The following is a 25,626-nucleotide window of genomic DNA, read 5'->3' on the forward strand; positions in this document are numbered from 1 at the left end:
GCGCCCCCGGAGCCCGGAACACCGGCCCGCACCGGCCGGCGCACCGCCTCGCACCGCAGGTCAGCAGGGGTCGTCCGCGAGGGCGTCGGTGACCCAGCGGTGGAAGGCACCGATGTGGTGCTCGCTGGGCACCAGGACGCCGCCGTCGCGGTAGGCGCGGGAGCCCATGGCGGGCTGGGTGCGGGCGCAGGCGTCGAAGTCCTGGGTGTTGACGCGGTGGAACAGCTCCACCGACGGGGTGACGTCGGCGCCGCCCGCCAGCACCTCGGGCCGGTAGAGCCAGTCGCACTCGACGGTGGTGCGGTCGGCGGCGACCGGGAACATCCGGTGGACGATGACGTGGTCCGGGACGAGGTTGACGAAGACCTGGGGGCGCAGGGTCAGCGCGTAGTAGCGGCGGTCCTGGCTGTCGTCGATGCCGGGCAGCCGCCCGAAGCCGCCGGTGCCGTCGACGGTGAACCCCTCGGCCTCCTCGGCGAAGGCCGCGCCGTGGCCGACGAAGTACTGGGCGGCGAGCCCGTCGGCGAACTCCGGGAGGACGTCGGTGAGTTCGGGGTGGATGGTGGCGCAGTGGTAGCACTCCATGAAGTTCTCGACGATGAGCTTCCAGTTGGCGCGCACGTCGTAGGTGATCCGGCGGCCGAGGGCGAGGGTGTCGGCGCCGTAGCGGTCGAGGACGGCGGGGTCGCCGAGGCGTTCGGTGGCCGCGCCGATCACGCTCTCCTCGAAGGACGGCGGTGCGCCGGCGAGGCAGACCCAGAGGTAGCCGAGCCATTCCCGCAGGTGGACGGCGATGAGTCCGCGTTCGGTGCGGTCGATGCCGGGCATCTGCCGGAGGTTGGGGGCCGCGGTGAGGCGGCCGTCGAGGTCGTAGGTCCAGGCGTGATAGGGGCACTGGAGGGCGCGGCGGACGGTGCCGCTCTCCTCGGTGCAGAGGCGGGCGCCGCGGTGGCGGCAGACGTTGAGGTAGGCGCGGGGCTCGCCGCGCCGGTTGCGGGTGATCAGCACGCTCTCCCGGCCGACCTGGACGGTGCGGAAGGCGCCGGGCCCGGCGAGGTCGGCGGCGCGGACCGCGCAGAACCACAGCCGTTCGAAGATCCGCTCCTGTTCGCGGCGGAAGACGGCGGGGTCGGTGTAGGCGGCGCCGGGCAGGGTGGCGATCAGCTCACCGGACGGCGCGGGCGCACCCGCCCGCGGGCCGGCGACGGGGCTGGTGGTCATACGGGGCTCCTCGGGCGGTGCGGCGGGACGGCGGTCAGCGGCGCGGGCGGGCCCCTTCGGGGGCGACGAGCGGTTCCTCGGCGACGGTCGCGGCGAGCAGATCGCCGAAGTACCCGATGCGGACGGCGGTGCCGGGCGCGGCGTGGGCCGCCGGCAGCCAGGCATGGGCGACACAGCGGCCGACGGTGGGGCCGTGGGCGGCGGAGGCGACGTAACCGACCGCTTCCCCGCCGGCGTACACCGGTTCGCCGCCGAGGACGGCGGCGGCGGGGTCGTCGAGGGTGAGGCAGACCAGGCGGCGCCGGACGGCGGCCTCGCGTCCGGCCAGGGCGGCGCGGCCGAGGAAGTCGCCCTTGGCGGGGCGGACGGCGAAGCCGAGGCCCGCCTCGTAGGGGTCACATTCGGTGGTCATGTCGTGGCCCCAGGCGCGGAACCCCTTCTCCAGGCGGAGGCCGTCCAGGGCGCCGCGCCCCGCGGCGACGGCGCCGAGGCCGCGGCCCGCCTCCCACAGCGTGTCCCACAGGCAGCGGCCGAGGTCGGCGGTGGTGTACAGCTCCCAGCCGAGTTCGCCGGCGTAGGAGACGCGCTGGGCGAGGACCGGGACGGGGCCGAGGTGGGTCCGGCGGGCCCGGAAGCGGCCGAAGCCCCGGTGGGAGAAGTCGTCCCCGGTCAGCGGCTGGACGAGGTCGCGGGCGAGCGGGCCCCAGACGCCGATGCCGCAGGTGCCGGGGGTGAGGTCGCGGACGCGGACGCCGTCGGGGGCGTGGCGGCGCAGCCAGGCGAGGTCGGCCCCGCTGTTGGCGCCGATCCGGAAGCGGTCCTCGGTCAGGCGGGTGACGGTGAGGTCGGAGCGGATGCCGCCGTGCGCGTCGAGCAGCAGGGTGTAGGTGACCGTGCCCGGCGGGCGGTCGAGTTGATTGGTCGTCAGATATTGCAGGAAGGCGAGCGCGCCGGGGCCCTCGACGGCCAGGCGGCGCAGCGGGGTCAGGTCGTACAGGCCGACGCGTTCGCGGGTGGCGCGGGCCTCGGCGGCGATGACCGGGGACCAGTGGCGGGCCGCCCAGGCGTCGCGGGCGGGCAGGGCGAGGCCGTCGGCGAGCGGGGCGTTCGCCTCGTACCAGTGGGGGCGCTCCCAGCCGCCCGACTCCAGGAAGTACGCGCCGAGTTCGCGCTGCCGGTCGTGGAAGGGGCTGACCCGCAGCGGGCGGGGGTGCGCGGGCGGCTGGAGGGGGTGGACGACGTCGTAGACCTCGATGAAGGCGCGGGTGCCGCGGGCGGCGGCGTACGCGGGTGAGCGCTGGGCGCCCTCGAAGCGGTCCGGATCGCAGGCGTGCAGGTCGAGACCGGCGTGGCCGTCGGTCATCAGCTCGGCGACGGCGCGGGCGGCGCCCGCGGAGTGGGTGACCCAGACGGCCTCGGCGAGCCAGAAGCCGCGCAGTCCGGACGCCTCGCCGAGGAGCGGCATACCGTCCGGGGTGAAGGAGAAGACGCCGTTGAAGCCGTCGGCGATCCGTGACGCGCCGAGCGCGGGCAGCAGGTCGGTGGCGTCGCGCCAGCTGGGGGCGAAGTCGTCGGCGGTGAACGGCAGCGAGGACGGCATGACGGGCGCGTCGTCGTAGGCGGGCAGGGTGCGCGGGTCGACGGGCATCGGGCGGTGGGCGTACGAGCCGATGCCCAGGCGGTCGCCGTGTTCGCGGAAGTAGAGGTCGCGGTCCTGGAAGCGCAGCAGCGGGCGGACGGCCCCGTCCCGCGGGCCGCCCGGGGCGGCGAGTCCGGGCAGCGGTGCCGTCGTCGCGTACTGGTGGGCGAGCGGCAGCAGCGGGACGGTGACGCCGGCCATCGCGCCGATCACCGGGCCCCAGAATCCGGCGGCGGTCACGACGTGGTCGGCGGGGAAGGTGCCGCGGTCGGTGACGACGCCGGTGACGCGGCCGGCCGCCTGCTCGATGCCGGTGACGGTGTGGCGGTCGAGGAAGCGGGCGCCGCGGGCGGTGGCGCGGGCGAGCTGCGCACGGCAGGCGGGCACCGCGCGGGCGATGCCGTCGTCGGGGGTGTACCAGCCGCCGTACAGCAGGGCGGTGTCGAGCATCGGCCAGTGGCGGGCGCACTCCTCGGGGGTGAGCAGGGTGCCGCGGACGCCCCAGGAGGCGGCGAGGCGGGCCTTGCGGTGGAGGTCGGCCCAGCGCTCCTCGGTGGTGGCGACCTCCAGCCCGCCGACGGCGGAGAAACAGGGCGCGCCGTCACTCTCCAGGGCGGTGAACTTCTCGATGGTGCGGGCGGCGAAGCGGGTCAGGGTCCGGGAGGGGCTGGTGGCGAAGACCAGACCGGGGGCGTGCGAGGTGGAGCCGCCGGGGGCCGGGAGGGGGCCCTGTTCCAGGACGGTGACGTCGCGCCAGCCGCGGGCGGTGAGTTCGTCGGCGAGCGAGCAGCCGACGATGCCGGCGCCGATGACGACCACGCGGGCGTCGGACGGGGATGCGGAAGGCATGTCCCTCCTTCGGGAGGTCGGGCGGACGGTGCCGGGGCGCGCTGGTGCGGCGGGGACGAGTGGGAGGCGCAGGGCGCAAGAGAGCCGTGGTGTTGCGCATGACACGATCGGTTGCGCGATGAGAGACATAGTGGGAACGCCGGAGCGGCACCGTCAAGGGGCGGGGAACGGGCGGCCGGGAATCGCCGGACGATCCCTGAATGATCCCGGGGAACCGCTTGACGGGCCCGCACCCCGCCGGGATTCTGTTGCGCAGAACGCTTCCTCGTGCGCATCGCGAAACGCCTCCCGGATGCCGGGCGGCGCGACGCCCGCACGTCCCGACCGCCCGGCACACGGCCGCCGTCCACACCACCCACCACTGCGCGGGACGCCGCCCCGCCGCAGGTTGAACCCGGGTTCCACCGTTTCGAGGAGGACGCCCCATGCACACCGTCACGGTCATCGGCGCGTCACTGGCGGGGCTCGGCGCCGCCCGTGCGCTGCGCGCCGAGGGGTACACGGGCCGGCTGATCCTGATCGGCGAGGAGCGCCACCGGCCGTACGACCGGCCGCCGCTGTCGAAGGCGTTCCTCACCGGCGCGGCGGATACGGCCGCCCTCGCGCTCGCCGACGACGAGGAGACCGCCGCGCTCGGCCTCGATCTGCGGACCGGCGCCCGGGCCGTCCGCCTCGACCCGCGGGCGCGGTCGGTGACCCTCGCCGGCGGCGAGGAGATCCGCACCGACGGCGTCGTCCTCGCCACCGGCGCCGCACCGCGCACCCTGCCCGGGCCGGTGCCCGGCGGGGTGCACACCCTGCGCACCCTCGACGACGCGCGGGCGCTGCGCGCCGCGCTGACCGCCGGGCCGGTGCGGGTGGTGGTGATCGGCGGCGGGTTCCTGGGCGCGGAGACCGCCTCGTCGTGCGCCGCGCTCGGCCACGACGTGACGGTGGTGGAGGCCGCGCCGCTCCCCCTCGTACCGCAGGTCGGCGAGGCGATGGCCCAGGTGTGCGCCGCGCTCCACGCCGACCACGGGGTGCGGCTGCTGACCGGCACCGGGGTGGCGGGGCTGCGGGCGGACGGAGCGGCGGACACCGTCACCGGTGTCGCGCTGGCCGACGGGCGACTGCTCCCCGCCGAGGTGGTCGTCGTCGCCATCGGCGTCCGCCCGCGCACCGGCTGGCTGGTCGGCAGCGGACTGCCGCTCGACGACGGGGTGTGCTGCGACGCGGGCGGGGTGACGCCGCTGCCGCAGGTGGTGGCCGCCGGCGACGTGGCGCGGGCGGCGGGAGCGCGCAGCGAACACTGGAGTGCCGCCACCGCACAGGCGGCGGTCTGCGCCCGCAACCTCCTCGCGGGCCGCACCGTCGCCGCCTGCCGGTCGCTGCCGTACTTCTGGTCGGAGCAGTACGGCGTCCGCCTCCAGTTCGCCGGACGCCGGACCCCGGGGGACCTGCCGCGGATCGTGGAAGGCTCCCCCGACGACCGCAGCTTCCTCGCCGTCTACGAACGCGACGGCCGCGCCGTCGCCGCCCTCGCCCTCAACCGCCCCCGGCCGTTCGCCCGGCTGCGGCGGGAGCTGGGGCGGGCGGCGGAGGCGGTGGGGTGAGGCGGGCGGTCAGCCGTCGGCGCCGCCGATCCGCATGTCCCGGCCCGCCTGGTAGACGCGGGCGTCGCCGGAGGCGGTGGCGTGCTGGGTGACGGCGGGGGCGGGTGCCTCCGGCGGGGTGAGGTCGGCGACGAGGGCGCGCAGTTCGCCGGCGAGTTCGGGGTGCGCGGTGAGCAGGCGGCGCAGCCGGACCTGCCATTCGGTGCCGCTCTCGGCGGCGACGGCGTCCCGGCCCGCCCCCTCGGGCGCGGCGAGCAACTCCTCGCGGGTGCCGTCGAGGTCACCGGCGACGCCCGGTGCCTGCTCGGGGCGGGTGCGCTGCCACAGTGCCAGTACGCGGTCGCGTACGCCGTGCCAGGCGTCGGTGGCCAGCGCCCCGACGAGTGCCGTTCCTGCGCTGCCCGCCAGCGTGGCGATCTCCGGATCCACAACTCCCCCTCATGACCGAACGGTTCGGGGCTCCAGCGTACGGGGTGCCTGCGGCGGGCTGTTCCGTTCTTCGGCTTGCCCGCCCTTCGCCTGCGGCGGGCCGGTTGCCTTCTTCGGCTTGCCCGCCGTAGGGGTTTGGCCTTCTTCGCCTGCGGCGGGCCAGTTGCCTGCGGCGGGCGGTTCCGTTCTTCGGCTTTCCCGCCGTGGGGGTTCGCCGGTTCGCCTGCGGCGGGCTGTGTCGGTTTTCGGCTTTCCCGCCGTGAAGGCTTGGCGCCGTTGCGCCTGCGGCGGGCGTGGGTTGTCGGGAGCGGGGGCCCTCCTGCGGACTCCGTCCTCCGGAGGTCCCCCTCCCGTGGGTGGGTGGTAAAAGGCCGGTGGGGGTTCGCCACCGTCGTCATCTTCCCTACGGGCGAGAAGTCGACGACGGTGGCGTACCCCCACCATCTTTCCCCCACCACAAACGGAAGGGGCCGGACCGCAGGACGGAGTCCGGAGGTCCGGCACCGCAGCCGAAAAGCCTCGCGCAGCGACCACGCCCGCCGCAGGCGCAACAAACAGACAGCGAGCAACGCACCGCACAAGCACCGCGCAGCGGCAGGCAACAGACGGGCCGCAGGCCACACACCGCACCCGGCACCGCGCAGCGGACCGGCAGCGGACGGGCAACAGACAGGCCGCAGGCCACCGCACCCGGCACCGCGCAGCGGACCGGCACCGCGCAGCGGACCGGCAGCGGGCAGGCAAGGGAATCCCGCCGGGTGAACGCGGCGGGGCGCCCCCTTGCCAGCTCGCGATCGTACGTGTTCGGATTATCTCCGTCGGCGGCCCGGGGCCTCCCCCCGGCGTCACCGCTGATCAGCGCGTTTCCGCAGACAGCAATCCGCCGTTCCCGGGGCCCGCGGCCCCGGCCCGCGCCATCCGCCCCCGTACGCACAGCGCTCCGCAGCCCCCCGCCGGCAGGCGGGCCCCGTACGAACAGGAGAGTGATGAAACCCGCCGCGTTCCGTTATCACCGGGCCCGTGACGCCGATGGCGCGGTCCGGCTCCTCGCCGAGTTGGGTGAGGACGCCAAGGTGCTCGCCGGGGGCCAGAGTCTGGTGGCGATGATGGCCTACCGGCTCGCCCGTCCCCGGCATCTCGTCGACATCGGGGGGCTGCGCGATCTCGACCGGCTCCGGGTCGACGCCGACGGGGCGCTGCGGGTCGGGGCGCTGACCACCCATCACACCGTGGAGCGAGCGCCGGACTCCGTCCTCGGGAGCGGGTTCGCGGTGGTGCGGGAGACGATGCGGTGGATCGGGCATCTGCCGATCCGTACCCGGGGCACCGCGGGCGGCAGCCTCGCGCACGCCGATGCGACCGCCGAGTGGTGTCTGCTCGCGGTGGCTCTCGACGCCGAACTGCACGTCCTCGGGGTCCGCGGGATGCGCCGCATCGCCGCCGCGGACTTCTTCCTCGGCCCGTACACCACCGCCCTGGAGCCGGACGAACTCCTCGTCGAGATCGTCTTCCCGCGCCCGGCGCCGTACGCCGCGGTGACCGAATTCGCCGAGCGGCGCGGGGACTTCGCGCTGGCGTCGGCCGCCGTCGCCCTGGACCGAGGCGGCGGCCGGCCGCGCGGCGGGCGGGTGGCGCTCGGCGGCGTGGGGCCGGTGCCGCTGCGGGCCGTCGCGGCGGAACGGGTGCTCGCGGACGGCGGCACCTTCGCGGAGTGCGCCGAGGCGGCGGCCGACGCGCTCCCGGACGACGGGCCCGGCGGCGGCGCGCGGTACCGGCGGCAGCTGATCCGCTCGCTGGTGCGGCGGGCCTGTGAGGAGGCGGACGCACGATGACGGCGAGGACACCCGAGGAGCGGCACGACGGCCACCGCGGACGCGGCGTGCCGGACCGTCCCGGTCACCGGCCGGGCGGCGCCGGCCACCCCGACTCCGCACCCGGCGACGGGCCCGGGCCGCTGGTCGGCCGGTCGGTGCCGCGCAAGGAGGACCCGCGGCTGCTGACCGGGCGCGGCCGGTTCGTCGACGACCTCACCGAACCGGGGCTGCTGCACGCCCAGTTCGTCCGCTCGGCCGTCGCGCACGGCGAGGTCACCGCGCTCGATCTGGACGCGGTGCGGCGGGTGCCGGGCGTGGTCGCCGCGTTCGGCGCCGCGGATCTGGGCCTGGGCGACATCACCGCCCGGCTGCACCGGCCGCCGCAGGAGTGGGCCGAGACCGCGATGCCGGTGCTGGCGCGGCGCCGGGTGCGGTACGTCGGGGAGCCGCTGGCGATCGTCGTGGCCCGGGACGCGTACGCCGCCGAGGACGGTCTGGAGGCCGCGCGCGTCACCTACGACGAGCGGGAGCCGGTGCTGAGCGAGGCGGCGGCGCTGGCCGACGGGGCGCCGCTGGTCCACGAGGCGGCGGCCCGCAACACCCTGGTGGACGTCGCGCCGTTCGCCACCGAGGGCCTCGACGAGGTCTTCGCCGGCGCTCACCGCGTGGTGCGCGTCGAGGCGCGTACCGGACGGCAGAACGCGCTGCCGCTGGAGACCCGCGGCGCGCTGGCCCGCTGGGACGACCGGGCCGACCAGCTGGTGCTGCGGACCTGCACCCAGGTGCCGCACCAGGTGCGGACGGTCGCGGCGGGCTGTCTGGGGCTCGACGAGCGGGCGGTGCGGGTCGTCGTCCCGGACATGGGCGGCGGCTTCGGGCTGAAGTGCGTGGTGGGCCGGGAGGAGATCGCGACCGCCGCGGCGGCGCTGCGGCTCGGCCGTCCGGTGAAGTGGATCGAGGACCGCAAGGACGCGCTGACCGCCTCCTTCCTCGCCCGCGAGCAGCACTACGACGTACGCGCCGCGTTCGCCGCCGACGGCCGCATCCTGGGTCTGGACGCCGACATCGTCTGCGACATGGGCGCCTACTCCTGCTATCCGTTCACCGCCGGGATCGAACCGCTGATGGCGGCGGCGGAGCTGCCGGGCGTCTACAAGGTGCCCGCCTACCGGGTGCGCGGCCGGGCGGTGACCACCAACAAGGCGCCGAGCGCGCCGTACCGGGGCGTGAGCCGCCCGCAGTACGTGATGGTGATGGAACGGCTCTTCGAACGGGCCGCCCGGGAGCTGGACATCGACGCGGTGGAGCTGCGCCGCCGCAACCTCATCACCGACTTCCCCTACACCGGCGTCAACGGCATCACCTACGACCCCGGCTCGTACCGCGAGTCCCTGGACCTGTGCGAGCGGACGCTGCGCGAGGAGGGCTGGTACGAGCGGCGGGACGCGGCGGCGGCCGGCGGGCGGCTGCTGGGCATCGGCTACGCCTGCTTCAACGAGCGCACCGGCTACGGCTCCGCCGCGTTCGCGCAGCGCCGGATGGAGATGGTGCCCGGCTACGACCTCGCCGAGGTGCGGATGGACCCGGGCGGCGCGGTGAGCGTCACCACCGGCACGATGAGCCACGGCCAGAGCCATGAGACGACGCTCGCGCAGATCGTCGCCGACACCCTCGGGGTGGAGCTGGCGCGGGTGAAGCTCCATCAGGGCGACACGGACCGGGTGCCGTACGGCTGGGGGACGTTCGCCAGCCGGTCGGTGACGATCGGCGGCAGCGCGGTGCGGCTGGCCGCGGAGCGGCTCGGCGAGAAGCTGCGGCGGCTGGCGGCGGCCCGGTGGGACCTGCCGTGGGAGGAGACGGAGCTGCACCGCGGCACGGTGCGCCGGCGCGACGCCCCGGGCACCTGTCTCCCGTACGCCGAACTCGCCGCGCTCGCGCACTTCCGGGCGCAGCTGCTGCCCAAGGACCTGGAGCCGGGGCTGACCGCCACGGCGTCCTTCGACGTCTTCCACGACGGGACGTTCTCCAACGCCACCCACGGCGTCGTCGCCGAACTCGACGCGGAGACCGGCGGCGTCACCCTGCTGCGATACGTCTGCGTCGAGGACTGCGGGGTGGCGATCAACCCGCGGGTCGTCGAGGGGCAGTGCCGCGGCGGCATCGCCCAGGGCATCGCGGGCGCGCTGTTCGAGCAGATCACCTACGACGAGCGGGGCGAGCCGTCGGCGACCGGCTTCCTCGACTACAAGGTGCCCACCGCCCAGGAGATCCCCGACATCACCCTCTTCCATCTTCAGACGCCGTGCCTGTCCAACGCGACCGGCGCCAAGGGGGTCGGCGAGGGAGGCACGATCGGTGCGCCCGCCGCCGTCCTCAACGCCGTCAACGACGCGCTGCGCGCCACCGGCACCGAACTCGACACGCTGCCCGTCACCCCCGAGGCGGTGCACCGCGCCCTGCACGGCGCCTGACCCGCGCCGCCCCGGACCACCGCCGACCCGACCTGGGAGTCCCGCCGTGAGTGACCATCCGCCCGACCTGCCGCTGACCGAACCGGCGGACGCCGGGAGCGATCCCGCGCTGGAGCGCCAGCTGCTGGTGCTGGACGTCAACGGCACCGCGCACGAGGTGCTGTGCGAGCCGCGCCGCACCCTGGTGGACGTGCTCCGCCACGATCTGGGGCTGACCGGCACCCACGTCGGCTGTGAGCACGGCGTCTGCGGCGCCTGCACCGTGCTGCTCGACGGCCGCCCGGTGCGCGCCTGCCTGATCTTCGCCGTGCAGGCGGAGGGCGCGGCGGTCCGTACCGTCGAATCGCTCTGCGACGGCCGGGAACTGAGCGATCTGCAAAAGGCGTTCGCCGAGCACCATGCGCTCCAGTGCGGCTTCTGCACCCCCGGATTCCTGATGCTGGCGGAGGGCTTCCTCGCCGAGCGGCCGGCGGCCGACCGGGCGGAGATCCGCGAGCTGGTGGCGGCGAACCTCTGCCGCTGCACCGGCTACCAGCCGATCGTCGACGCGATCCACGGCTGCGCCACGGCCCGGCGCGCCGCACGGAAGGAGAACTGATGCGGATCGGCAACAGCGTGCCCGTGGCGGCGCCGCCGGAAGCGGTGTTCGCGCTGCTCAACGACGTACGGCGGGTGGCGTCGTGCATGCCGGGGGCGGTGTTGGACGGACCGGACGGCGACGGCTGGCGGGGCCGGGTGACGGTCCGCGTCGGTCCGGTCGCCGCCGCGTACGGGGGCACCGTGCGGTTCCTGGAGTCGGACGCCGGGCAGGGCAGGCTGCGGCTCCAGGCGCGCGGCGCCGATGCGCACGGCCGGGGCAACGCCGAGGCGGAGGTGGTGCTGACGGTGACCGGCGACCCGGCGGGCTCCCGGCTCGACGTCGCCACCGACCTCGTGATCAGCGGCAAACTCGCCCAGTTCGGGAAGGGCGCGCTGGACGCCGTCTCGCAGCGACTGCTCCAGCGGTTCGCGGCCAACCTCGGTGAGCTGCTGGCGGCGGAGCGGGCGGGGGCGGAGGGGACGGAGGGCTCGGCGGGCGGTGCAGGCGGAGTCCCGGTAGACGGCGTGGCGGACGGCGCGAGCGGGCCCGCGGCCGGTGCGGCGGGTGGCTCCGCGGCGCCCCGGGCGGACGACCCCGCGCCGTCCGTGGCGGGCTCCCCCGCTCCCGCCGCGCCGCCGCCCGGCGCTCCGGCCGCCGCACCCGTCGCGGGCGGCCCCGCCCTGCTGCCGGCCGGCGCCGCCCGGTACGGCCCGCTGGTCGCCGCCTTCGCCTTCGGGGTCTTCGAGGGCTGGCTGCTGACCCGCCTCGGCCAGTTGCGCCGGGAGTTGGCCGAGGCGCGGCGCGGGTGAGCGCGGAGGCGAGCCGTGCCGGGCGGGCTCGCGCCGGCCGGCGGCCCTCCGGCACCGACGCTCCCGGGGCGGCGGGCGCGCGCCCCGGGAGCGCGCGTCCCGCCCCACGCCCCGTCCGTCGCACCCCCACGCCGCCCGCGATCACCGTGATTGAGTGGCCCCATGGCTGACGAGACCCCTGCGGGCACCGCCCCCGCACCCGGGCCCGCGATCCCCCCGGCGCTCACCGATGCCCCCGGCTATCAGGTGCGCCGGCTCCACCAGGCGTACCTCGCGCTGTGGGCACGCGAGGTCGATCCGACCCTGACCGGGCCGCAGTTCGCGGTGTTGACGGCGGTGCGGGCGGCGCCCGGCCGCGATCAGCGGTCGATGGCGACGGCGGTGGCCCTGGACACCTCGACCATGGCGGACGTGGCCCGCCGGCTGGAGACCCGGGGCCTGCTCGTCCGCCACACCGCCGCGGCCGACGGCCGCCGCAAGCTGCTCTACCTCACCGAGGCGGGCGAGCGGGCGCTGCGCGCCGCCCGCGGCCGCCTCGACCTGCTCGACGACCGGCTGCTCGCCCCGTACGGCACCGAGCGGCGCGCCGAGTTGATACGTCTGCTGACGTCCCTGGCCGACCACTGGGAGGGCCTGAACGAGGAATCCGCCCCGTAGCGGGCCCGCCCGGAACACGGGTTCTCCTCCCGCCGATACCGAATCGTGTCATTGAGGTGCGATCCGGCGGACAACCACGGAAGCCGACAAACCGTCTCCTGTAGTGGCGGAACGTCCGTGCGGTACCCCGCGCCCACGTTCCGCACCCGTTTGCCTGCGCTCTGTGCTCTGGAGGAACCCGTGCTCGCCGCACCACGCCGTCATTCCGTCCGCTGGATACCCGCCCTGCTCGCGGCGGCGCTGGTGACCTCGTGCGGGACGGGCGCGACCGCCTCCCAGGCCCAGGATCAGCCCGCGGCCAAGGTCACCGTCACCCCGGCCGCGGGCGCCAAGTCCGCGCCGCTCGGCGATCCGATAGCGATACGCACCGAGGGCGGAAAGATCACCTCGGTCGAGGCGAAGGACGACAAGGGCGCCGCGGTGCCGGGGAAGCTGGCCGCCGGCGGCACGTCCTGGACCTCCGACGGCCGGGTCCGGCCCGGCACCACGTACACCCTCACCACGCACACCACGTCGGACGGCGGGCGGAAGGCCACCAAGAAGACGGTCCTCACCACCGCCGAGGCCGACCGCGTCAACAAACTCACCAACACCCCCGGCAACGGCCAGACCGTGGGCACCGGGATGCCGGTCTCGATCCTCTTCGACAACCCGGTCGACAAGAGCCGCCGCGCCGGGATCGAGAAGTCCCTCAAGGTCACCACCAGCCCGAAGGTCGAGGGCGCCTGGGGCTGGGTCACCGACTACTCCGGCAAGGACCGCATCGACTGGCGGCCCAAGACGTACTGGCCCGCCGGCACCAAGGTCACCGTCAAGGGCGGGCTGACCGGCGTCCCGTCCGGCACCGGCGGCTGGTTCGTCCGCGACTACGACTTCGGCTTCACCATCGGCGCCGACCACCGGGCCGTCATCGACGTCCCGGCGCACACCCTGACCATGTACGAGAACGGCAAGGCCGTCGGCACCGTCAAGGGCTCGGCCGGCTCGCCGCAGGCGCCCACCCGCGGCGGCGTGCACACCGTCCGCAGCAAGAACGCCGACGAGACGATGGACTCCTCCACCATCGGCTACGGCGACCAGTGGATGCTGGACGCGAAGTGGGTCACCCACCTCACCGCCTCCGGCACCTTCCTGCACTCCGCGCCGTGGAACAACTCCATCGGCGTGGTCAACAACTCCCACGGCTGCTTTGGCATGACCACCTCGGACGCCAAGCGCGTGTACGACTTCCTGCCGGTCGGCTCCACCGTCGAGGTCCGGGGCACCAGCAACACCGAGCGCACGGACGTCGGCAACGGCCTGGAGGTCTGGCAGGAGAGCTGGCCGCAGTGGCAGCAGCGCTCCGCCCTCGGCTGAGCCCCGCCGCTCCCCCGCATCCGGCCCGGCGCCGTCCCTCACGGACGGCGCCGGGCCGCTGTGCACGAGGCGTAACGCCACAAGATCGACCGGTGTGACACCGGGGAAACCCGAGCTGCCTACCGTCAGGGACGTACCGCGTCCGAGCACGGGAGAAGCCGCACATGACCGCACCCGAACCGCACCCGCGTCCCCTCCCGCCGGTGCGGACCGTCTGCTCGTACTGCGGGGTGGGGTGCGGCGTCGTCCTCGACGTGACGGCCGGCCCGGACGGGCGGCGAACGGTCCGCCGGGCCTCGGGCGACAAGGCACATCCGGCCAACTCCGGGCGGTTGTGCGCCAAAGGTGCCACCGGCGCGGAGCTGATGGCCGCGCCGGGACGGCTCACCGGGGCGCTGCGCCGCCCGCGCCGCGGCGAGGCGCCCGAGCCGGTCGCCATGGAGACGGCGATCGCCGAGACGGCCCGGCGGCTGCGCGCCGTCGCCGATGCGCACGGTCCGGACGCGGTGGCGCTGTACGTCTCCGGGCAGCTGACGCTGGAGGCGCAGTACCTGGCGAACAAGCTGGCCAAGGGCTTTCTGCGCACCTCATGGATCGAGTCCAACTCGCGGCTGTGCATGGCGAGCGCGGGCAGCGGCTACAAGCTGTCGCTGGGCGCCGACGGGCCGCCCGGCTCGTACGACGACTTCGCGCACGCGGACGTGTTCCTGGTCATCGGGGCCAACATGGCCGACTGCCATCCGGTGCTGTTCCTGCGGATGATGGAGCGGGTGCGGGCCGGGGCGAAGCTGATCGTCGTCGATCCGCGGCGCACCGCCACCGCCGCCAAGGCCGACCTCTTCCTCCAGATCCGGCCCGGCACCGACCTCGCGCTGCTCAACGGGCTGCTGCACCTGCTGGCGAAGGGCGGGCACACCGACCCGGACTTCATCGCCGAACACACCGAGGGCTGGGCGGCGATGGCAGGCGTCCTCGCCGACCATCCACCGGACGCCGTCGCCCGGCTGACCGGTCTGGCGGAGGCGGACCTGCGGCGGGCGGCGGAGTGGATCGGCACCGCCGGAGCGTGGCTGAGCTGCTGGACGATGGGGCTGAACCAGTCGACGCACGGCACGTGGAACACCAATGCGCTGATCAATCTGCATCTGGCGACCGGCGCGATCTGCCGCCCGGGCTGCGGCCCCCTCTCGCTGACCGGGCAGGCCAACGCGATGGGCGGCCGGGAGATGGGCTACATGGGCCCCGGGCTGCCGGGCCAGCGGTCGGCGGAGGTCGCGGAGGACCGGGCGTTCACCGAGGAGTTGTGGGGGCTTGCGCCCGGGACGATCCGGGCCGGCAGCGGCGGTCCGGGGACCGTCGAGATGTTCCGGCGGATGGCGCGCGGCGAGATCAAGGCGGCGTGGATCCTGTGCACCAATCCGGTCGCCTCGGTCGCCCACCGCCGCACCGTGATCGAGGGCCTGGAGGCCGCGGAGTTCGTCGTCACCCAGGACGTGTTCGCGGCGACCGAGACCCAGGCGTACGCGGATGTGCAGCTGCCCGCGGCGATGTGGGCGGAGACCGAGGGGGTGATGGTCAACTCCGAGCGGAACCTCACCCTGCTGCAACAGGCCGTCGCGCCGCCCGGCGACGCCTGGCCGGACTGGCGGATCATCGCCGCCGTCGCCCGCGAGATGGGCTACGGGGAGGCGTTCGGGTACGACAGCGCCGAGGAGGTCTTCGCCGAACTGTCGCGGGCGTACAACCCGCGGACCGGCTACGACCTGCGCGGCGTCAGCCACCGGCGGCTGCGCCGGGGGCCGGTGCAGTGGCCCAGCGCCGATCCGGACGGCCCGGACCGCAACCCGGTGCGCTACCTCAACGACGGCACGGCGCGGCCGCCCCGGGTCCGGGCCGACGGCAGCCGCCCCCGGCTGTGGTTCCCGACGCCCACCGGACGGGCCGTCTTCCACGCCCGGCCGTTCCTGCCGGCCGCCGAACTCCCCGACGACAGCTATCCGTTCCTCCTCAACACCGGCCGGCTGCCGCACCAGTGGCACACGCTGACCAAGACCGCGAAGATCGCCCGGCTCGACGCGCTGAACCCGGGGCCGTTCGTGGAGATCCACCCGCGGGACGCGGCGTCCCTGGGCATCGCGGACGGCGACGCGGTGGAGGTCGCCTCGCGGCGCGGGCGCGCGGTGCTGCCCGCGAAGGTCGACGACCGCGTCCGGCCCGGCGACTGCTTCGCGCCGTTCCACTGGAACGACCTGTTCGGCGAGTATCTGAGCGTCAACGCGGTGACGCACGACGCGGTCGACCCGGTGTCGTTCCAGCCGGGGACGAAGGCGTGCGCGGTGGCGCTGACGAAGGTGGCGCCGGCGGCCGGGGCGGGGGTGCCCGCGGCTCGTGAGCAGGCGGCGGTGGGAGCTGGGCACGGGGCCGGGGCGGCGGCGCCCGCCGCCCGTGAGCAGGCGGCGGTGGGGGCGGCCGGAGGCGTCGGCGGTGCGGGCGCCGGCGGGCCGGCACCGGACGGTGCGCCCGGTGCGGCGGGCGCCGTGGCGGCCGTACCGTCGCCGCTCGCCGCGGCGGCGGCCGAGGTCTTCCACACCGGCGGCATCGCCCCGCCCGCCCTGGCCGAGCCGGAGCGGCGCTACCTCGCCGGGTTCCTCGCCGGGGTGGGCGCGGGCGCTCCGGGCGCCCCGGTGCTGCCGGAGCGCACACCGCTCACCCCGGACCACGCCCTGTGGGTCAACGGCTGGCTGGCCGGGGCGTTCTCCCGGATGCCGCTGCCGGAGCCGGAGCCCGCCGCCGGGGACAGCGCCCGGGAAGTGCTGGTGCTGTGGGCCTCGCAGACCGGCAACGCGGAGGAGGCGGCGACGGAGGCGGCCCGCGGGCTGACCGCACACGGCCACCCGGCGCGGCTGCTGCGGATGGACGACGGCACCCCCGCGGCCCTGCCGTCCGACGCCGTACTGCTCCTGGTCACCAGCACCTTCGGCGACGGCGAGGCCCCCGACAACGGCGCCCGCTTCTGGGCCGCGCTGAACGCCCCGGACGCGCCCCGCCTGGACGGCACGCCCTACTCCGTCCTCGCCCTCGGCGACTCCTCCTACGACGACTTCTGCGCCCACGGCCGCCGCCTCGACGACCGCCTGACCGCCCTCGGCGCCCACCGCCTGGTCCCCCGCGCCCAGTGCGAACCGGACGACGCGGAGCCCGCCCGGCGGTGGCTCGACGCGGTGCTGGAGGCGTTGGACGCCGGGGAGGCTTCGGGCGCCGGGGACGCGTCGGACGCCGGGCAGGCGTGGGGCGCGGAGGAGGGCGGGGCCGGGGCGGGCGCCGCCGGTGCCGGGCAGGTGCCTGCCGGGCCCGCGGCCGGGCCCACGGCTGAGCCCGCGGCTGAACCCCCGGCTGAGCCCGCCCGCGGCGACGCTCCGCCGGCCGGTGGGGAAACCGCCGCCGCACTCGGACAGGTGCCTGCCGAGCCCGCGGCCGGGCCCGCCACCGGCGACGCTCCGCCCGCCGCCGGGGAAACCACCGCCACACCGACCGTCCCCGGGCAAGGACCCGCCACACCCGGCCCCGCAGCCCTCCGGCAGGTCACCGGCCCCGCCCCCCGCACCGCGACCCGCGCCGCCCCCGCCACCGCCCGTCTCACCGTCAACCGCCTGCTGAGCGGCCCCGGCTCCGGCAAGGAGGTCCGCGCCTTCACCCTCGACACCGGCGCGTCCGAGGTGCCCGTCCGTTACGAGGCGGGGGACGCGCTGGGCGTGCTGCCGCGGCAGCGACCCGAGGTGGTGGCGGAGTGGCTGGCGGCGACCGGCGCCGACCCGGCGGCCGCCGTCGAGGTCTCCGGCGTCGGCACCGTCCCCCTCGCCACGGCGCTGACGGACCACCTCGACCCCACCCGGATCACCACCGATCTGCTCCGGCTGATCGCCGACCGCACCGGCGACGGCGCCCTGGCCCGCCTGCTGCGCCCCGAGGCCAAGGCGGAGCGTGCCCGCTGGGCCTGGGGCCGGCAGGCGCTCGACGTCCTCGCCGAGCATCCGGTGCGGGTGTCCGCCGCCGAGTGGGCCGCCGCCCTGCCCCGGCTGCGGCCCCGGCTGTACTCCATCGCCTCCAGCCCGCTCCAGGACCCGCGGCTGATCCGGCTGACGGTCTCGGTCGTCCGCTTCGGCGGCAACGGGGGCCGGCCGCGCCACGGCGTGGCCTCGGCCCACCTCGCCGACGCCGAAACCGGCGCCCCGGTACGGGTCTTCGTCCAGCGCTCCCCGCACTTCCGGCCGCCGTCCGACCCGGCGACGCCGCTGGTGATGGTGGGCCCCGGCACCGGCGTCGCCCCGTTCCTCGGCTTCCTCCAGGAGCGGCGCGCCCGCGGCCACACCGCCCCCAACTGGCTCTTCTTCGGCGAACGGCACCGCGCGAGCGACTTCCACCACCGCGCCGAACTGGAAGCCCTGCGCGCCTCGGGCACGCTCACCCGGCTGGACACCGCGTTCTCCCGCGACCAGCCGGAGAAGATCTACGTCCAGGACCGGATGCGCGAACACGGCGCGCTGCTCTGGTCCTGGCTGCGCGACGGCGCGCACCTCTGCGTCTGCGGGGACGCCTCCCGGATGGCCGGCGACGTCGACCGGGCACTGCGTGACATCGCCAGGACCCACGGCGGTCTCGACGAGGACGGCGCCGCCGCCCACCTCACCCGCCTCACCTCCGAGCGGCGCTACCTCCGCGACGTGTACTGAGGGCCCGCGCGGCCGGGCGGAGGGCTGTCCTAACGGCGCCGGGCATGACATCGCCGCCACGGTCATCCGCGGTCAAGAAATACCTCCGCATCGGCCGCGGGCGCAGTTATTCCGCGCGGTGTCGACCGCTGCCGTTCCAGAGCGCGAGGGTTTCGACAATGCGCGCCGGACGCATGTACGCGATACCCCAGGCCAGCACGGGGATCGCGGCGATGAGTGGAGTCCACACCTCTTCCGGCGCTTCTAACGCGGTGGCCCCCGCAGCAAATCCCGCCATGATGATCAGCGCAAATGCCGCTTTGATCCAACCCCGGCGCACCACAGGTTCGACGCCTTCGAGGTCTTCGGGATCGAGCAGCGCCAAGGTGCGGCCCGCCGTGTACCGATCACCGATTTTCAGGAGCATGGCATGCGTGTCTTCAAGGACGTTCTTGGTGTCGGATTCACGCTCCTGCCGGCTTTCCGCTGCGCGGAGCGCTCCGACCACCAACTCGGCATGGTCGGAGAATTCTTGGCTACGGCTGAACCTCTTTCTCCGATGCCGGGTCCGCCAGGCGGAATAAACGACGCTTTCCGCATTCCTCAGACTGACCAACGGCGCCGCTCCATCGGTTTCCAGCTGACGGGATGCACGGCTCACCTCCGTGCAGATGTTCAGGAGCCTGACCGTTGGCCAACAGCGGTTCACCTCACCCGCCGGACCGGGCCCGGCGGCCGCTCGCGCCCCGTCCGGCACCGGCGGGTTGCGGCTCGGTCGTCGGCGCCAGTTGCGCCAGACAATGGAGGTCAGCGGGTACGCCACCGTGATGACGATCACCACGAGGAGCGCTGCGGCGACCGTGGTGGCGGTGTGTACGGGGTACTCCAGCGGGCGCACCGCTTTTTTCACATAGCCCCATTTTTCGCGGACAAAATTCACCTTCAGGTCCCACGGCCAACCGAGCTGGTCCGCCCGCCCGAGAGGGCAGCCCTTGGCATCTCCTCCGGAGCCACCCGGCGGCGATTTATCACATTTCCCGCTCACCCAACTCGAAATGAAATCCCCGATGTGATGGATATTCACCAGAAGCCACACGGCGAGCGCCAGCAGAGCCGCCTGCCGCGCGGTCCACAGGCGAGAATGGGCGTGCCAGACCTTGGCATCCCTCACCAGGCGGTTGCGCACATCGTCGGAAATACCGGAGGCGGCAGATTCCATGTGCGCCATGGCGTTCCGCACATACTGCTCCGCGAATTCGGCAGCCCGTTCCTGCCGACGGCTGCTCGATGGCTCGAATATCTGCCTCACCCATCTGTTCAACCGCCCACCCAGAAGTGGCGTGAGCACGAACGAAAGAACGAGGACGGCGATGACGATCGCCACCTGGAACAAGAGCAGCAGTGTCGCGCCAGTTACCACCCTCCTGAGGTATTGGATGAAATCAAGCCCATCGATCACTCGGTTCGCAGAGGAAATATGATCTGCGCAGAGGCTGAACATGCAGGCCTCGCACTCCTTCCCGAAATCGCCGAACCCACCGTGAGGACACCGTGGCCGCGGTGACGCGGGCCCGCCCTCCCCCGCCTTTCACACCACGGACCGTGGAACGGTGAACCCTTCACCGTAGAACTTCACTTGACAGCACGTGGGTGATTGCGGGAAAAGGTCCGGGATCGAGAGGCCTGGTCCATACCGCGGCGGAGCCCGCCCGTGCCCTTGGTGTTCGGCGCTCCCTTGCGGGAGGTGGCGGGCAGGCTCCGCTCCCGATAGCCCTCTAGCCCAGCTCCAGGCTGGTCGTCCCGTGGATCCGGTCCTGGCGGACGGGCGGTACGTCGCCGGTGTACATCCGGGTCGACCGGGAGACGGGCACCAGACCGCGGGCGAGGGCCAACTCCTGGGTGGCGGCCGCGGTTTCGGGGACGTCGATGACGACCTCGGCCTCCGGGCCCGCGGCCGCGGCGAGTGCGTCGAAGAGCGTGGCGGCGTCCTCGGGGGTGTCGGCGAAGAGCGGGCCGATGCGGTGCCCGCTGCGGGCCGGGCGGATCACTCCGTAGCCGGTGAGGACGCCGTCGCGGAGCAGCACGCGGACGGTGTGGCCGGGTGCGGTCAGCCAGCGGGCGAGGAAGCCGCGCCGGTCGGCGGGGAAGCAGGTCCGGTCGTAGGCGAGGAGCGCGTCCTGATGGGCCGCGGTGTACGGCTCGGCCGCCGAGGGGCTGCCCGCCGGTGCGGGGCGCCCGGCGTAGCGGACGGATTCGTGGGCGGCGGTGAACCCGGCACGCTCGTACGTGGCCTTCTGCGCGGGGACGGCGTCGAGGCCGATGGTGCGGGTGCCGGCGTGCGGGACGGCTGCGCGCCAGGTGGCCAGGCCCAGGCCCTGCCCGCGGTGCTCGGGGTGGACGAGGTAGTAGCCGAGGAAGGCGTAGCTGTCGGAGTAGGTGACGACGGAGACGGCGGAGACGGTGCGGTCGCCGAGGCGGCCGGTGAAGAAGCCGGCCGGGTCGGTGGGGTGGAAGCATCCGGTGTCGGCGAGCCCGGGGTTCCACTCCTCGTCCGCCGCCCACTGCTCGACGAGCCGCCAGTCGTCCAGCGAGGCGGCGGCGACGGTGAGTTCGGAGGCGGGGGCGGAGGTGCCGGAGGTGGGCATCGGGGGGCGCTCCTTCGGTCGGGGCCGGTGTGCGGCGGGGGTACGCGGCGGCGCTGCGGCGCCTCGCGTACCCCCGGGGCGGGTCGGACGGGGTGTCAGATGAGGTCCATGGCCGCGACCTCGTCGGGGCGGCCGTAGCTGACCGGTCCCTGGAAGCGGCGGCGGGCGGTGGCGAACCACCAGACCGTGGCGATGACGAGGACGACCGCCAGGGCGATCGGCGCGTAGTTGAACGATGCCGGGGTGATCGGGGACGCCTGCGGGAGCATGAACAGCACATTGCTGATCACGATCCAGGTCACCGCGATGAAGGCGACGGGCTTGCCGAACCGGCCGAGGTTCCACGGGCCGGGCCGGAAGTCGTCGAGACGCAGCCGGAGGAATATCGGCACGCCGTAGGCGAGGAAGAGGCCCACGACATTGACGCTGACGACGGCGGTGAACGCGGTGTGCGACCACCATCCGGGCAGCACCAGCACGAGCGGGCAGGCGGCGGCGAGCCATACCGCCTTGACGGGCGTACGGGTGCGCGCGGAGACCGAATGCCACCAGCGGGAGCCGGGCATCGCGCCGTCGCGGGAGAAGGCGAAGATCTGCCGGGTATTGCTCGTCATGTTGGCGAGCCCGCAGAAGAGCATCGCGCCGATGACGATCAGCAGGAGCAGCTTGGCGGTGCCCGCTCCGAGCGCGTCGATGAGAATCTGCACGGGCGGCGCGTCGGCGCTCGCCGCATGGCCGTAATCCTTGATCGCGTACACCAGTGCGAGCATGAGGATGAGGCCGGTGAGCGCGGAGTAGCCGATGGCGCGCATGATCCCGCGCGGGGCGTTGACGGTGGCCTTCACGGTCTCTTCCGACATGTGAAAGCTGCCGTCGAAGCCGGTGAACGTCCAGCTGGTGACCAGCAGTCCGAGCATTCCGCCGTAAATCGCGTTCGTGAAACCGGTGTTGTTGGCGAAATGGGTGACGAACGACGCCGGCTGATGGCTGTCGGGGATGATCATCAAGGCGGTGACGATCACCACCAGACCGATGAGCAGCCACCACACGGAAATACGGTTGAACACCGCGACCAGCCGCACGGTGTAGGTGTTGGCCAGCGCCTGGAGCAGCAGGATCACGGCGGTGATGGCGACGGTCTGCTGCGGGGTGGCGACGTAGGACGGCCACTGCATGGCGATGAACGCCTGGATGAAGGTGGCGGCGGCGAAGTTGGTGGCCGCGGTGCCGCCGACCTGTCCGACGAAGTTGAGCCAGCCGGTGTACCAGGACCAGGCGCCGCGGTGGCGCTTGGCGAGTTTTCCGGCGGAGAAGTAAAGGGCTCCGCTGGTGGGATAGGCGGAGGCGATTTCCCCCATGGCGGCGCCGACGAACAGCACCATGATCGAGACGCCGATCCAGCCGAACACCAGAACCCGCGGGCCGCCCGCGTTCATTCCGAAACCGAAGGAGGAGAAGATCCCGGAGATAATGTTGATGATGGTGAAGGAGATCGCGAAATTGTCGAAGGCGCGGAATCTTCTGGTGAGTTTCCGCGGATATCCCATCGCATGCAGCGTGGCATCGTCATCAAGAGTCCCGGAATCCACCGGTGGAGGCGTTTTCAGGCGGGGCGGCGCAATGCGTTCGGACACTACCGTATCCTTTCTGACAGAGCTGATAGGGGGACTTCGGTGGGGGCGAACAGTCGCACTTTCGGCGCTATCGGTTACACGTCGGATCTCACGCAGGTGTCCGCGATGGAAGGGGAAATGCGCTCAGGCGGCTCCGGGGACCGGGAGACCGCAGGAGCGCCTGGCCTTCGTCAATTGTTCTTCGGGCGGCCCGAAGGCGCTCCACGGCATACGGGCCGCATAGGGCCCCATCGCCGTGAAGACCTCGCGCGCCTCGAATTCGCGCTTCGCCATGAACAGCGCATGCGCGAGATAGGAGAGGTCGACCACCGGCACGAAGCGGTAGTCGGCCACGTGCGGGAACCAGTGGCGGTGGATGCTCAGCGCGGTGCTGGTCCACTGCGGCTGCTCCCAGGTGCGGTCGGCCAGCAGCGCCGTCGGGTTGTACTCGTCGACCAGCGCGACCAGCGGCAACAGCCGCAGCGGCGAGGAGGCCGCGGCGCGCTGCCCGAGGAAGGCGGCGACGTCCCAGCTGGCGCTCGCCGAGCCGCCGTTGCGGCTGAAGAAGAAGGCGAGGAAGCGGTGGTGGGCCTCGCGGTGCCAGGGGTCGATGCGCAGGATGTGGGCGAAGAGGTACCAGGGCCCGGTGGGCGCGGTGAGCAGGCCCTGCGGCGCCGGGTCACGGGGGCGCTGAAAGCGCGAGAGCGCGAGTTGGCAGACCCAGGGGGTGGGATCGTCGGGCAGCATCTGGGCGGCGCGCTCGGCCGCCGTCCGCGCGATACGCACCAGGGCTTCGTGCCGCCGGTCGTCGGTATCCGCCATGCGCAATGCCCGGATCATCGCGACCCGCGCCCACATGAGTGCGGCTTCCGGGCCGGGTTCTTCCGCTATCCAGCGTTCCGACAGGTCCGAGTCGGCGGCTTCCGATGCCAGCACCAGCGACCGGTGCGCCCGGACCTCGAAATCCCCCCGAGCCTCTTTGAGTACCTCATGTGCGCTGAAGTACCGGCCCGCCCTGACATCCATGCACGCCTGTGCCAACTGCCGGTCATTGGCCGCCGGACTCCACACGTACTGCCCTTCGAATGAGCCCGCCGCCATGAGCCCCTCCTGGTCCTGAAGGCGTCATCGTCCCCCCGCTCACATTCCCCACGCGCCGAATTAAGCCGGATCGTTTCCCCCGATCCGGCCGTGGCGGGGCACACCCTACTCACCTACAAGTGAGAGCGAAAATAGTCGCCGGGTATATCGACTTCCGTACCTTTTGCCCCACCCATTCGAGGGGTTATCCCGTCACCCTTCGAACCCTCGGATCACTCTTCTTCACCATTCAAGGAAGGAGAGTGTCAACCGATCGGCATATGCACTTCTTTTCACAATCCTCATATCTGATGAGGTGTCATACCAGGTCGCCGCCCTGACGCCGCGCCCTTCGGCGCCCCGCCCGGGACCGGCGAAGGGGCCGCAGGTCGGAGCGTCTCCAACGCCCCACGACCGCCCACCCGTTGAACGGCGCGGCCGAGCCGCCGGCGAGGCGAACCCCGACGCCGCCCCGCCACCCGTACCGAGTGACGGAATTGCGCCAAAGATGGCGCGCGGAACGGCATTCACGAGCCCGTCAGATTGCCGTTCATTGACACTCACTTGGTGATCCTTTTACTTTCGAGGGGTGCGGCGGCGTCCGGCGCCGTACACCCCCACCCCACCACCCACGAACGCCCTGGAGGCCGACATGGAGCAGCTCATCAAGAAGATGGCGCAGGACGACATCTGGCAGGGCTGGCTGGCCGCCAACTCCGCGGTCAAGGGCGGGTGCGTCAGCGCCACGCCGAAGACCGGCTGCATCAGCGCCGCCCCCAAGGCCGGCTGTGTCAGCGCGGCGAAGGCCGGCTGCGTCTCCTGACCGCCCCCACCGCCCCGGGAGGCGACGGCCCCGTGCCCGTCGCCTCCCGCCGGGCGCCCGTTTCCGAGCACTTGTGAAGGTACGCAATGGAGTTGGACGGCCAGCCGACGGCCGAGGTCCGCGCGCAGATCAAGGACATCCCGATCTACCGCGACTCGCTGGCGCGGGGGCACTTCCCCCTGCTCGACAAGCCGGAGATCGCCCGCGGCTTCCCCGACAACTGGATGACGCCCGCGCTGGCCCGCGCCCTGGAGAACGGCGACGCCGAGTTCGTGCTGTCCACCGGCACGAACCACGCCCGGATGCAGATCATCCGCCCGCCCTACTTCCTGCTGCGCTCCTACTACCAGCTGTGGAGCGAGCACCCGGACATCGCGCACACCTGGCAGGAGGGCTGCCGCCGGGTGTCGCTGACCACCGTGCTGGCCACCGAGCACGTCGCACGCGTCAACGCCGCCAAGCGCGACGCCGCACCCGATCCCCGCCCCGCCCCCGCCGACCGGCGGCTCGACTCCCGGACCTCGTACGTCAACCTCCGGCTCGACCCGGCGCTCTGGGAGCGCGACGAGGTCCTGCGGATGCTCGGGGAGATCGACGCGGCGCGGCAGGCCCATCCGCGCGGCTGGTACCACCTCGACTGCTCCGGCTACCACCTGGCGCATCTGCTGCTGAAGATCGGCAGGTGGGGCCTGTGGGACGCGTTCCCGCCGCCGGCCAGCATCATCCACGCGTACGAGTACACGCCGGTGAACGTCCGCCGTTTCCTGGCGCAGCACTTCGCCTGCCCCGTCATCGACCTGTTCGGCAGCACCGAGCTGGGCTACCTCTTCTCCGGCGACCGCCGCGGCCGCTACCGCCCGCACCTGGAGGGGATGAGCATCGAGCTGCTGCCCGTCGCCCCGGGCAGCGAGATCTACCAGCTCATCGTCACCAGCATCCGCAACCCGTACATGCCGCTGGTGCGCTACCGCTCCGGGGACTGCGTCCGCACCGAGGACGGAGTGCCGGACCCGGCGCGGATCGTGAAGTTCTGCGGGCGGGAGAAGGAGCTGCTGGCGACCGCGCACGGGCCGGTGGCGCAGGGCGATCTCGACGACCGGGTCGGGGCCGCCAGCCCCCGGATCTTCCTGTACCAACTGCGGACCGGCGACGGCCCGGCCCACCTCGCGTACACCACGTTCGACGGGGCGCCGCTGACCGCCGCGGAGCGCACCGCCCTGGAGGACCAGATCCGCGAACTGACCGGCCGCGGCTGCCGCGCCGAGCACCACGACCAGCTGCCGATCGGCGCCTCCGGCAAGTACGCCTGGCTCGCCACCGGCGCCTGAGCCCCGAACCG

General features: G+C 73.6%; 17 protein-coding genes. 10 read left to right on the forward strand and 7 right to left on the reverse strand.

From position 1 onward, the window contains the following. Window positions 1-60 precede the first annotated feature (60 nt). Both ABT345_RS05055 and ABT345_RS05060 read right to left on the reverse strand, forming a co-directional pair. On the reverse strand, window positions 61-1,221 hold the full coding sequence (locus ABT345_RS05055) for an aromatic ring-hydroxylating oxygenase subunit alpha (RefSeq protein ID WP_345082087.1): 1,161 nt from the start codon (window positions 1,219-1,221) through the stop codon (window positions 61-63). A gap of 34 nt (window positions 1,222-1,255) precedes the next feature. After that, window positions 1,256-3,709, reverse strand: coding sequence for a GcvT family protein (locus tag ABT345_RS05060; RefSeq protein ID WP_345082090.1), 2,454 nt, complete (start codon window positions 3,707-3,709; stop codon window positions 1,256-1,258). 425 nt (window positions 3,710-4,134) lie between these two features. On the opposite strand from ABT345_RS05060, the gene ABT345_RS05065 reads away from it, so the two are divergent. After that, entirely contained in the window at window positions 4,135-5,301 is a 1,167-nt protein-coding gene (locus ABT345_RS05065; RefSeq protein ID WP_345082093.1) for an NAD(P)/FAD-dependent oxidoreductase, read from the forward strand. 9 nt (window positions 5,302-5,310) lie between these two features. On the opposite strand, the gene ABT345_RS05070 is transcribed toward ABT345_RS05065, so the two are convergent. Next, window positions 5,311-5,730: a hypothetical protein gene (locus ABT345_RS05070; RefSeq protein ID WP_345082096.1), complete on the reverse strand. Its 420-nt coding sequence runs from the start codon at window positions 5,728-5,730 to the stop codon at window positions 5,311-5,313. 986 nt (window positions 5,731-6,716) lie between these two features. On the opposite strand from ABT345_RS05070, the gene ABT345_RS05075 reads away from it, so the two are divergent. The 7 genes from ABT345_RS05075 to ABT345_RS05105 all read left to right on the forward strand — a co-directional run bounded on the left by ABT345_RS05075 (window position 6,717) and on the right by ABT345_RS05105 (window position 18,147). Then, a complete protein-coding gene (locus ABT345_RS05075; RefSeq protein ID WP_345082099.1) occupies window positions 6,717-7,562 on the forward strand; it encodes an FAD binding domain-containing protein in 846 nt (281 codons plus the stop codon). After that, window positions 7,559-10,015, forward strand: a complete 2,457-nt coding sequence (locus ABT345_RS05080; protein WP_345082102.1) for a xanthine dehydrogenase family protein molybdopterin-binding subunit — start codon at window positions 7,559-7,561, stop codon at window positions 10,013-10,015. Before ABT345_RS05075 ends, ABT345_RS05080 begins: the two co-directional genes overlap by 4 nt. 73 nt (window positions 10,016-10,088) lie before the next feature. Next, window positions 10,089-10,613 (forward strand): (2Fe-2S)-binding protein, encoded by a 525-nt coding sequence (locus tag ABT345_RS05085; protein WP_417832892.1) that lies wholly within the window; start codon window positions 10,089-10,091, stop codon window positions 10,611-10,613. Beyond that, window positions 10,613-11,404 (forward strand): SRPBCC family protein, encoded by a 792-nt coding sequence (locus tag ABT345_RS05090; protein ID WP_345082105.1) that lies wholly within the window; start codon window positions 10,613-10,615, stop codon window positions 11,402-11,404. The genes ABT345_RS05085 and ABT345_RS05090 overlap by 1 nt, the downstream gene beginning before the upstream one ends. Before the next feature lie 162 nt (window positions 11,405-11,566). Next, complete coding sequence (locus ABT345_RS05095) at window positions 11,567-12,061, forward strand: MarR family winged helix-turn-helix transcriptional regulator (RefSeq protein ID WP_345082108.1); 495 nt, start codon at window positions 11,567-11,569, stop codon at window positions 12,059-12,061. 180 nt (window positions 12,062-12,241) lie between these two features. After that, on the forward strand, window positions 12,242-13,417 hold the full coding sequence (locus ABT345_RS05100) for a L,D-transpeptidase family protein (RefSeq protein ID WP_345082111.1): 1,176 nt from the start codon (window positions 12,242-12,244) through the stop codon (window positions 13,415-13,417). Window positions 13,418-13,581: 164 nt separating this feature from the next. Beyond that, the gene (locus ABT345_RS05105; RefSeq protein ID WP_345082115.1) at window positions 13,582-18,147 is read left to right on the forward strand and encodes a bifunctional nitrate reductase/sulfite reductase flavoprotein subunit alpha; all 4,566 of its coding nucleotides are present in this window, start codon (window positions 13,582-13,584) and stop codon (window positions 18,145-18,147) included. A gap of 106 nt (window positions 18,148-18,253) precedes the next feature. On the opposite strand, the gene ABT345_RS05110 is transcribed toward ABT345_RS05105, so the two are convergent. From ABT345_RS05110 to ABT345_RS05125, 4 genes are all read right to left on the reverse strand, one after another. After that, window positions 18,254-19,627, reverse strand: coding sequence for a hypothetical protein (locus ABT345_RS05110; protein ID WP_345082118.1), 1,374 nt, complete (start codon window positions 19,625-19,627; stop codon window positions 18,254-18,256). Window positions 19,628-19,901: 274 nt separating this feature from the next. Then, window positions 19,902-20,771: a GNAT family N-acetyltransferase gene (locus ABT345_RS05115; protein WP_345082121.1), complete on the reverse strand. Its 870-nt coding sequence runs from the start codon at window positions 20,769-20,771 to the stop codon at window positions 19,902-19,904. Between the two features lie 95 nt (window positions 20,772-20,866). Then, a complete protein-coding gene (locus tag ABT345_RS05120) occupies window positions 20,867-22,318 on the reverse strand; it encodes an amino acid permease (protein WP_345082124.1) in 1,452 nt (483 codons plus the stop codon). 210 nt (window positions 22,319-22,528) lie between these two features. After that, window positions 22,529-23,485: a hypothetical protein gene (locus tag ABT345_RS05125; protein ID WP_345082127.1), complete on the reverse strand. Its 957-nt coding sequence runs from the start codon at window positions 23,483-23,485 to the stop codon at window positions 22,529-22,531. Between the two features lie 631 nt (window positions 23,486-24,116). On the opposite strand from ABT345_RS05125, the gene ABT345_RS05130 reads away from it, so the two are divergent. Both ABT345_RS05130 and ABT345_RS05135 read left to right on the forward strand, forming a co-directional pair. Then, window positions 24,117-24,287 carry a hypothetical protein gene (locus ABT345_RS05130; protein WP_345082130.1) on the forward strand — a complete coding sequence of 57 codons (171 nt, stop codon included), beginning with the start codon at window positions 24,117-24,119 and terminating at the stop codon, window positions 24,285-24,287. Window positions 24,288-24,379: 92 nt separating this feature from the next. Further along, window positions 24,380-25,615: a phenylacetate--CoA ligase family protein gene (locus ABT345_RS05135; RefSeq protein WP_345082547.1), complete on the forward strand. Its 1,236-nt coding sequence runs from the start codon at window positions 24,380-24,382 to the stop codon at window positions 25,613-25,615. Window positions 25,616-25,626: the final 11 nt, after the last annotated feature.

It is taken from the genome of Streptomyces sp. NPDC000404 (assembly GCF_040300365.1).
Classification (GTDB): domain Bacteria; phylum Actinomycetota; class Actinomycetes; order Streptomycetales; family Streptomycetaceae; genus Streptomyces; species Streptomyces ramulosus.